This is a genomic window from Deferrisoma palaeochoriense, assembly GCF_054656955.1.
Window position 1 is genome coordinate 1 of record NZ_BAAHXI010000097.1, and the last position, 8,884, is coordinate 8,884.

8 protein-coding genes are annotated in these 8,884 nt (G+C 70.8%); 3 read left to right on the forward strand and 5 right to left on the reverse strand.

Annotated elements, in window-relative coordinates; genetic code table 11:
* Positions 1–172: 172 nt before the first annotated feature.
* Positions 173–601 carry a YkgJ family cysteine cluster protein gene (locus ACYQ8L_RS17385; protein ID WP_459943085.1) on the reverse strand — a complete coding sequence of 143 codons (429 nt, stop codon included), beginning with the start codon at positions 599–601 and terminating at the stop codon, positions 173–175.
* A gap of 269 nt (positions 602–870) precedes the next feature.
* Between ACYQ8L_RS17385 and rlmM the strand changes: the two genes are divergently transcribed.
* Positions 871–1,986, forward strand: coding sequence for a 23S rRNA (cytidine(2498)-2'-O)-methyltransferase RlmM (gene rlmM, locus ACYQ8L_RS17390; protein ID WP_459943086.1), 1,116 nt, complete (start codon positions 871–873; stop codon positions 1,984–1,986).
* Here rlmM and ACYQ8L_RS17395 read toward each other — a convergent pair.
* Entirely contained in the window at positions 1,983–2,840 is an 858-nt protein-coding gene (locus ACYQ8L_RS17395) for a hypothetical protein (RefSeq protein WP_459943087.1), read from the reverse strand. The two genes, rlmM and ACYQ8L_RS17395, sit on opposite strands and share 4 nt — an antisense overlap.
* On the reverse strand, positions 2,837–3,358 hold the full coding sequence (locus ACYQ8L_RS17400) for a hypothetical protein (RefSeq protein WP_459943088.1): 522 nt from the start codon (positions 3,356–3,358) through the stop codon (positions 2,837–2,839). The genes ACYQ8L_RS17395 and ACYQ8L_RS17400 overlap by 4 nt, the downstream gene beginning before the upstream one ends.
* A 96-nt stretch (positions 3,359–3,454) precedes the next feature.
* Here ACYQ8L_RS17400 and ACYQ8L_RS17405 point away from each other — a divergent pair, with 96 nt between their 5' ends.
* A complete protein-coding gene (locus tag ACYQ8L_RS17405) occupies positions 3,455–4,000 on the forward strand; it encodes an O-acetyl-ADP-ribose deacetylase (RefSeq protein ID WP_459943089.1) in 546 nt (181 codons plus the stop codon).
* A 13-nt stretch (positions 4,001–4,013) separates the two neighbouring features.
* Here the strand turns inward: ACYQ8L_RS17405 and nadC are convergent, their stop codons facing one another.
* The gene (nadC, locus tag ACYQ8L_RS17410; protein ID WP_459943090.1) at positions 4,014–4,868 is read right to left on the reverse strand and encodes a carboxylating nicotinate-nucleotide diphosphorylase; all 855 of its coding nucleotides are present in this window, start codon (positions 4,866–4,868) and stop codon (positions 4,014–4,016) included.
* Positions 4,865–7,543 carry a valine--tRNA ligase gene (locus tag ACYQ8L_RS17415; protein WP_459943091.1) on the reverse strand — a complete coding sequence of 893 codons (2,679 nt, stop codon included), beginning with the start codon at positions 7,541–7,543 and terminating at the stop codon, positions 4,865–4,867. The genes nadC and ACYQ8L_RS17415 overlap by 4 nt, the downstream gene beginning before the upstream one ends.
* A 486-nt stretch (positions 7,544–8,029) precedes the next feature.
* On the opposite strand from ACYQ8L_RS17415, the gene ACYQ8L_RS17420 reads away from it, so the two are divergent.
* Entirely contained in the window at positions 8,030–8,671 is a 642-nt protein-coding gene (locus ACYQ8L_RS17420) for a CBS and ACT domain-containing protein (protein WP_459943092.1), read from the forward strand.
* Positions 8,672–8,884: the final 213 nt, after the last annotated feature.

Here is an 8,884-nt window from a genome sequence, read left to right on the forward strand (position 1 = left end):
ATGGTTTTAGTAACGGTTGTAGCCACAGATGGACACAGATTGGCACAGATTTTGGCCCGCTGAGGCTTCCCGTTTCTTTCGGGCCCGTTGACCCTCGGGCAACTGACCGCCGGTCTGATGACCCCAAAGAGTCCATCTGTGAACATCTGTGTGAATCTGTGGCCCATCCCGGTCAGTGGTTGATAGGGAACAGGCGGTTCGCCACGCAGCGCTTGCCGTGGGCCAGGGTGGGGTAGTCGCGGCAGATCTGGGGCTTGGTGGCGTGGATCCGGCACCGGGCCCGGCCCGGGGCGATCCGCACGAGGTGCGGGCAGCGGGGGACCCGCTGTCCCGTGTCGGGGTCGAACCAGAGCCGTCCCAAGGGGCTCGCCCGGGCCAGGAGATCGTCCCGCCCCTCCCGGCGCCAGCGCTCGAGATCCTTCGGGCTGGCGGTGAGGGTGGCCCCGAAGAGCTCGCAGCACCGGCCGCAGCTGCGGCACCCGGCCCGCTCCGCGGTCCGGAGGGCTCGGCCGAGGGCCCGAAGGGTGCTCCGGGTCCGCGGGGATGCGTGGGGCAAAGTGCCCTCCACCCATTCGGCCAGGCGGGCGATCGCGGCGGCCATGGCGGTTCCTCCCTCCCCCCGGGGGTGTGTCCGTCACCCTAGCAGGCCCCGGCCCGAACACAACCCCCCGGGGCCGTTTGTCGCGGGTCGAAGGCCGTTTGTCGGGGGGGCAAACACCGGTGTCCCTCCCGGCGGCCCGTCCGTTCGGCCGCTTCCGCCCCCTCGGTCCCTCCCTCCGTGCTCTCCGTGCCCTCCGTGGTTTCCCAAACCCGACCGGCCGTCCCGCGGCGTCTTGACCTCCCGGTACGGGCCCCGTAAAGTCCGCCGCCATGCGAACTCCGAAAGAAGCGATCCTCTGGTTTTGCCGGCCCGGGTTCGAGGCCGATCTCGCCGCCGAGGTCACGGCCTGGGCCGGGGGGTCGGCGCGGCCCGCGGCGCGGGACGGGGCGGGCTGGGTGGGGCTCGAGGCCCCGGACGCGGTGGCGGCGGAACTGACCGCGGCGATCCGACCCTTCACCTTCGTGTTCGCCCGGCAGTGGTTCCGGGTGCTCGGTGCGGGGGACGGCGTTCCGGCGGCGGAGGAGGTGCTGGGCGCCCTGGAGGGCACGGCGCGCCGGGCCGGCGGCCGACCCCGGGCGCGGGACCTCGTGGTGGAGGCCCCCGATTCCCACGCCGGACGCCGCCTCTGGCCCCGGTGCGAGGCCCTGGACGCGGCCGTTCGGGCGGAGCTGGAGGCCCGGGGATGGCTCTCGCCGCGCCTACGCCAGGCCCCGCGGGTCCATGTCGCGCTTCTCCCCGAGGGCCGGTGGCTCCTGGGGGTGTCGGACCCCCGGAACTCCTCGTCCTGGCCCGGGGGGATTCCCCGGCTCCACGTGCCGGCCGAGGCGCCGAGCCGCTCGGCCCGGAAGGTGGAGGAGGCCCTCCACGTGCTCCTCACGCCCCACGAGCGGGAGAAGGCCCTGAAGCCGGGCCGGCGGGTGGTGGACCTGGGGGCCGCGCCGGGCGGGTGGTCGTGGCAGTTCGCCCGGCGGGGGCTTCTCGTCACGGCCGTCGACAACGCCCGGCTCCGGCCCGAGGTGCTGGAGACGGGCCTCGTGGACCACGTGCGCGCCGACGGGTTTCGCTACCGGCCCGAACGGGTGGTGGACTGGATGGTGTGCGACATGGTCAAGCCCGCCGAGCGGGTGGCCCGGCTGGTGGGGCTCTGGGCCTCCCGGGGGCGGGCCCGGTGGCTGCTGTTCAACTGGAAGCTCCCGGGCGGCCGGCGGTTCGAGGCCGTGGAGCGGTGCCGGGCCATCGTGGACCGGGAGATGACCGAGGGGAAGAAACCCTACACCCTGCGGCTCCGCCACCTCTACCACGACCGGGACGAGGTCACGGGGTTCCTCGGGGTCGGCGAAACCCGCGGCCGCGCCGCCAAGCGCCCCCGCCGGAGGCGCCGCTAACCCTTCTTCTTTGCCAGGACGTCGTCGGCCACGTCGGGGTAGAGCTCCCGCAGGCAGTCGTCGCACAGGCCGTGGCTGAAGGCCACGTCCTGGCGCTCCTCGAAGTACTGCTCCACGCTCACCCACTCCTTGGGTTTCCCCTCCTCCTCGACCCGGATCTTCTTGCACTTGGCGCAGATGGGCAGGAAGGTTTCGAGCCGCTCCAGGGTGTCCTCGAGGTGATGCACCCGGGCGTGGAGCCGGGCCGCCACGACGAGCGCCAGGAACGTCGCCACGGCGAGAACGGCCGATCCGGCCCAAAACATGTGCCAGGCCAGGGCGCTGCCGTGGCGGAAGTCGATGTAGGCCTCGAGCACCGGGGAGGGACTGCGGTCGGGGAAGATCGGGAGATACGCCTCGATGAGCGGGCCGGGCGATGCCAGGCCGTATCGCGTTCGGTAGGTCCGGGCCGTGATGAGCTCGGCCACGGGTTCGCCCCGGGCGGCCTCCTCGACCTCCTCATGGTCCGCGGGGCGGTGGAGGAGTTCCTTGGCGGTGGCGTAGAGGATCCTGCCGTCGGGGGCGTAGAGCCGCACGTCCACGAGGCCGATGCCGGTGAGGCGGGTCCGGACCAGGTTATCGAAGAGTTGGTAGCCCACGGGATCCGACAGCCGGGCCTCGATGCGCTCAAGTCCCACGGACCGGGAAAGCTCCGTGCGGAGATGCCCGGCGAGCGCCCGGGCCGTCTCCTGGGCATGGCGCAGGGTTTCGAGGTGGAGGAACCCTCCGAACACGGCCGCCGCGGCCACGTAGAGGCCTAGGAACACCGGGAGAACGGTGCGGCGAAACGCGGGGTCCCGGAACGCGTGGATCATGGGGTCGGCTCCTCCCGTCGCGGCTCGGATTCTCCCTCTCCATCGGCCGGAAGGGCCCGGACCATGAGGGCCCACTCGGCCTCGGTGAACACCCGCCGGAGCACGGCTTCCTGGGCGAGCAGCATGGGGGGCGCCTCTGGGTCCTGGCCGGGGAAGCACTGGAGCATGTCCCGGTCGAACCGGCACCAGCCCAGCCGGAAGAACTCGATGTTCTTCACCGTAGTCACCACCCGGATCCCCCGCACCCGGGCCAGGTCCAGCGGAAACAGGGCGCAGGCGAACGGCTTCGTCTCGTGGATGCGGCAGCCGCGGCCGTCGAAGTGGCGGCACCGGCGCTCCACCTTGCAGCAGAGATTGGGGCCCAGCCGGGGCCGGCACCGGCCGGGTTCGCAGGACCAGGGGTCGGCGAGCATAGGGTCGAGGTAGAGGTCGGGCCGGACCCGCACGAGCCCGTCCAGGAAAAACTGCACGTCCGGATCCCACGGAATCTCGGTGTAGATCGGCTCTGCGGTCGGCATGGGGACGGGGTGGGTCAGGGGTTGCGCGGGGGCGCTCCGGGCGCTATTTCCGTTGGGCGGTTCCTACCCGATGAGACTCCCGGAAAGGAGGGCGCCATGGAACGAACCTTCGGCTCGACCCGGCTCGTGTTGGTCCAGGGCGACATCACCCGTCAGCGGGTGGACGCGGTTGTGAACGCCGCCAACTCCTCCCTCATGGGCGGGGGCGGCGTGGACGGCGCGATCCACCGGGCCGGCGGCCCCGCGATTCTGGAGGAATGCAAACGCATCGTCAAGGAGATCGGCCGGCTCGAGCCCGGGAAGGCCGTGGCCACCACGGCCGGGAACCTGCCGGCCCGGTACGTGATCCACACGGTGGGGCCCATCTGGCGGGGCGGCACCCGGGGGGAGGCCGAGGTGCTCCGGAGCGCCTACCGGGAGAGCCTGCGGCTTGCGGAGAAGCTCGGCTGCCGCACCGTGGCGTTTCCGTCCATCTCCACCGGCGCCTACGGCTACCCCCTGGACGAGGCGGCCGAGGTGGCCCTCGGCACGGTGGCCGACCACCTCCGGGCCGGAAGCCCCCTCGAGGAGGTGCGGTTCGTGCTCTTCGGTCCCGACGCCCTGGCCGCCTACGAGGCGGTGCTTCGGGGGTTGTCCGGCTGACGCCCGAGGAGGGTCAGGCCGCCGAGCCCTCCTCGAACAGGAGCGAGAGGTCCACGGCCCGGGCCGAGTGGGTGAGGGCCCCGGCCGAGATGAGGTCCACGCCGGTCTCGGCCACGGCCCGCAGCCGCTCCCGGGTGATGCCCCCCGAGGCCTCCACCAGGGCCCGGCCGTCCGTCCGCTCCACGGCCTGGCGGAGCGTGGGGAGGTCCATGTTGTCGCACAGCACGGCGTCGGCGCCGGCCCGGAGAGCCTCGTCGAGCTCCTCCAGGGTGGTGACCTCCACCTCGATCTTGAGGGTGTGGGGCACGCTTCGCCGGGCGGCGTCCACGGCCGGGGCGATGCCCCCGGCCGCCCGGATGTGGTTCTCCTTGATCAGGACCCCGTCGAAGAGCCCGAAGCGGTGGTTCCCGGCCCCGCCCACCCCCACGGCGTACTTCTCGAGGGCCCGGAGGCCGGGGATGGTCTTCCGGGTGTCCACCAGCCGGGCCCGGGTGCCGGCGAGCTCCCGGGCCCAGTCGGCCGCCTGGGTGGCGATGCCCGAAAGCCGCTGCAGAAGGTTGAGGGCGGTGCGCTCCCCGGTCAGGAGCGTGCGGGCGTCGCCCTCGGCCTCGGCCACGACCTCCCCCGAACCCACCCGGTCGCCGTCCCGGAACCGCGGGGTCCAGACCACCTCCCCGCCCAAGAGTTCGAAGGTCCGTAAAAATCCAGGAAACCCGGCCAGGACCAGGGGCTCCTTGGCCACGAGCCGGGCCCGGGCCCGGGTGCCCTCGGGCACCGTGGCGAGGGTGGTGACGTCCCCCGGTCCCACATCCTCGGCGAGCGCCGCCCGGAGCACCCGGTCGGCCTCGGCCCGGGGAAACGCCGTCATGCCGCGCTCCGGATCCGGTCGAGGTTCGCCCGGAGCTTCTCGAGCTTTTCGGCGAGCTCGGCTTCCTTGGCCCGCTCCTTCTCCACCACCTCGGCCGGGGCCTTGCCGGTGAAATTGGGGTTGGCGAGCTTCTTGCGGACCCGCTCGAGGTCCTGGTCGAGCCGGGAGATCTCCTTTTCCAGCCGCTTTTCCTCGGCGGCCAGGTCCACCACCCCGGCCAGCGGCACGTAGATCTCGAGCCCGGCTGCCACGGCCGCGGCCGACTGGGCCGGCCGGGCCGCCCCCGCCTCCAGCACCTCGAGGCGCTCCAGCCCCGCCAGGGCCCGCACCGTGGCCGCCTCGGCCCGCACCACGCCCAGGGCCTCCTCAGTTCCCCGCACCCAGGCCTCCACTTTGCGCGACGGCGGCACGTTCATCTCGCCCCGGATGTTCCGGACGGCCGAGACCACCTCCTTGACCCGTTCGATCCGGTCCCGGGCCTCGGTGTCCTCGGGCAGGGCCTCGGGCCGGGGGAACGCCGCGATCATGACGCTTTCGGGCCGTTCCCCCCGGTAGGCGGGCCAGGGGAGCTTCTGCCAGAGTTCCTCGGTGACAAAGGGCATGAAGGGGTGGAGCAGCCGGAGCACCGTGTCGAAGGCCTCGACCAGGGTCTGCTGGGTGCCCAGCCGGGCCCGGGCGTCGCCGCTGCCGTACAGGGGGCCCTTGGCCATCTCGATGTACCAGTCGCACAGCTCGTGCCACAGGAACTGGTAGACGCTCCCGGCGGCCTTGTCGAACTCGTAGGCGTCCAGGTTCGCCCGCACCTCGGCCACGGCCTCCCGGAGCCGCGTGAGGATCCACCGGTCCTGGGGCAGCCGCTCGGCAAACGGTACGGCCGGCGCCGAGGGGTCGAAGTCCTCGAGGTTCATCAGGGTGAACCGCACCGCGTTCCAGACCTTGTTGGCGAACCGCTGGTACCCCTCGATCCGGTCCATGGAAAGCCGGATGTCCCGGCCCTGGGCGGCGAACGCCACCAGGGTGAACCGGAACGGGTCGGCCCCGAACCGGTCGATGACCTCCAGGGGATCGATCACGTTCCCCCGGGATTTGGACATCTTCTGGCCCTTCTCGTCGCGCACGAGGGCGTGGATGTACACGTCGCGGAACGGGACGTCGCCCCGGAACCACAGGCCCATCATCATCATCCGGGCCACCCAGAAAAAGAGGATGTCGAACCCGGTGACGAGCACGCTCGTGGGGTAGAACTTCGCGAGTTCCGGGGTCTCCTCGGGCCAGCCCAGGGTCGAAAACGGCCACAGGGCCGAGGAGAACCAGGTGTCGAGGACGTCCTCCTCCTGGGCGAGGTCGGTCGCCCCGCACCGGGGGCAGGCCTCCGGGTCGGTGCGGGCCACGGTGAGTTCGCCGCAGGCCTGGCAGGTGAACGCCGGGATCCGGTGGCCCCACCAGATCTGGCGCGAGATGCACCAGTCGCGGATGTTCTCCATCCAGTGGAAATAGGTCTTCTCCCACTGGGGCGGCACGATCCGGGTGCGGCCCTCCCGCACGGCCGCGATGGCCTTCTCGGCCAGGGGCTTGATCTTCACGAACCACTGGCGCGACACCAGGGGTTCGATCACGGTGCGGCACCGGTAGCAGTGGCCCACGGCGTGGCGGTGCTCGTCGGTCTTCACCAGGAACCCCCGGGCCTCGAGGTCGGCCACGAGCCGCTTGCGGCACTCGTACCGGTCGAGCCCGGCGTAGGCACCCGCCTCGGCGGTCATGGTGCCGTCTTCCCCGATCACCCGCACGAGCCGGAGCCCGTGACGCTCGCCCATGGCGAAGTCGTTGGGGTCGTGGGCCGGGGTGACCTTGACCGCCCCCGTGCCGAATTCCGGGTCCACCGCGGGGTCCGCGATGACCGGGATCTCCCGGCCCACCAGGGGCAGCACCAGCGTCTTCCCCACGAGCGCTTTGTATCGCTCGTCCTCGGGGTGCACGGCCACGGCCGTGTCGCCGAGCATGGTCTCGGGCCGGGTGGTGGCCACGACCACGCCCTCGCCCCCGTCCTTGGCCGGGTAGCGGATGTGCCACAGCCGGCCGGCCGCCTCCTCGTGCTCCACCTCCAGGTCCGAAAGGGCGGTGTGGCACCGGGGGCACCAGTTGATGATGTAGTCCCCCTGGTAGATGAGCCCCTCCTCGTAGAGCCGGCAGAACACCTCGCGCACGGCCCGGGAGAGGCCCTCGTCCATGGTGAACCGCTCCCGGTCCCAGTCGCACGAGGCCCCCAAGCGCTTGAGTTGCCGGAGGATCGTGCCCCCCGACTCCTCGCGCCATTTCCACACCCGCTCGATGAACGCCTCCCGGCCCAGGTCCTGGCGGGTCTTGCCCTCCTCGGCGAGCATCCGCTCCACCACGTTCTGGGTGGCGATGCCGGCGTGGTCGGTGCCGGGGACCCAGCAGGCCTCGTAGCCGTCCATGCGCTTGTAACGGACCAGGACGTCCTGGAGGGTGTTGTTGAGGGCGTGGCCCATGTGGAGGCTGCCCGTCACGTTGGGCGGCGGGATCACGATGGAGAAGGGCGGCTTGGGGGACGCCGGGTCGGCGTGGAAGAATTTCTTTTCCTCCCACCACCGGTACCACTTCTCCTCGAAGGCGTGGGGGTCATAGGTCCCAAGGTCGGTTCGGTCGGTCGGCATGGCTGGTTCCACCTCGAAACAATCGGAAACGGCAAGGGATTCCAAGGGAAATCGAAGGCCCCCAAGTGTACGGGTCCGGGTCGGGCCGAGGCAAGGGCCGGTTTTCGGGTTGGAAAAGCCGACTGTTAACCCGGCGCCAATAGAGGCGCGCAAGGAGATCGCGGGGGCATGGGGCCTGCTTCCGGCCGTGCGTGAGTGCGGCATCCGGCTTACGCCGCATCCGGCACTCAGCCGGATGGACGGAACCGCTCAGAAACTCTCGGCGTTTTCGTCAGTCCGCTTGGCCGGAAGAGCCCCGGTCGTTGGCTGAGTGCCGGATGCAGCGACTGTAGGAGCCACGCCCGGCGCTCCAACAGGCCCCATGCCCCCGACCGTGTCTATTTAGCCGCCGGAGTAATAGGTCGCTCATGTGTTGCGCCGGGCCTGCCGATCCGTAGATCGTTTGATGTCAAGAAACCCCTCCCCCCAACCGGAAAGGAGCACGGCATGCTGGTGCGCAAATGGATGACCCCCCACCCGATCACGGTGGAGACCGAAAGCCCCGTCTCCGAGGCCATCCACCTCATGAAGGAGCACAACATCCGGCACCTGCCGGTCATGGACGGCGGCCGGCTCGTGGGCATCGTGAGCGACCGGGACCTCAAGGAGTACATGCCGAGCAAGGCCACCACCCTCGACGTGTACGAGCTCCACTATGCGCTGAGCCGCGCCAAGGTGGGGGACGCCATGCGAAAGGATCCCCTGCGGGTGGGGCCCGACGACACCATCGAGAAGGCGGCGCTGCTCCTCCACGACAACAAGATCGGGTGCCTGCCGGTGGTCGAGGGCGACCGGCTGGTGGGCATTTTGGCCCACGAGGACGTGTTCGAGGCCCTCATCCAGGTGACCGGCGCCCGCACCGACACGGTGCGGTTCCAGCTCACCATACCGGACGAGCCGGGCTCGATCCGGCAGGTGGCCGACCGGGTGCGGGCCCACGGCCTCAAGATCCGCTCGATCCTCACCACCTATCAAGACGTCCCCGAGGGGAAGCGGGAGCTCATTCTCCGGGTGGAGGGCGACACACTGGCCCTGGAGGCCGAGCTCAAGGCCGAGTACCCCGACCTTCTGGTGCATCGCGGGGTTTGAGGGGCGGGGGACAGGGGGCAGAAGACAGAAGACAGAGGAGAGAGCTCCTCTACGACTCCGGAACCGGCGGCCGATCCGGTGTAGGGTAGGGCTGGAACGCGGAGCCCGCGGGACGTTGGCCGCCTAGCCGCCCGACCGCCAAGCCGGAACACCCCTTTACATCGCCGAAACGTCGGGTATGTTGACGTGTCTCGTCGCCTCAACCGTTTTCTT

What these genes read in the sequence shown, in the direction of transcription:
- rlmM (WP_459943086.1), top strand. Translation starts at nt 871, where the DNA reads ATGCGAACTCCGAAAGAAGCGATCCTCTGGTTTTGCCGGCCCGGGTTC.
- ACYQ8L_RS17405 (WP_459943089.1), top strand. Translation starts at nt 3,455, where the DNA reads ATGGAACGAACCTTCGGCTCGACCCGGCTCGTGTTGGTCCAGGGCGAC.
- ACYQ8L_RS17415 (WP_459943091.1), bottom strand. Translation starts at nt 7,543, where the DNA reads ATGCCGACCGACCGAACCGACCTTGGGACCTATGACCCCCACGCCTTC.
- ACYQ8L_RS17395 (WP_459943087.1), bottom strand. Translation starts at nt 2,840, where the DNA reads ATGATCCACGCGTTCCGGGACCCCGCGTTTCGCCGCACCGTTCTCCCG.
- ACYQ8L_RS17420 (WP_459943092.1), top strand. Translation starts at nt 8,030, where the DNA reads ATGCTGGTGCGCAAATGGATGACCCCCCACCCGATCACGGTGGAGACC.
- ACYQ8L_RS17400 (WP_459943088.1), bottom strand. Translation starts at nt 3,358, where the DNA reads ATGCCGACCGCAGAGCCGATCTACACCGAGATTCCGTGGGATCCGGAC.
- ACYQ8L_RS17385 (WP_459943085.1), bottom strand. Translation starts at nt 601, where the DNA reads ATGGCCGCCGCGATCGCCCGCCTGGCCGAATGGGTGGAGGGCACTTTG.
- nadC (WP_459943090.1), bottom strand. Translation starts at nt 4,868, where the DNA reads ATGACGGCGTTTCCCCGGGCCGAGGCCGACCGGGTGCTCCGGGCGGCG.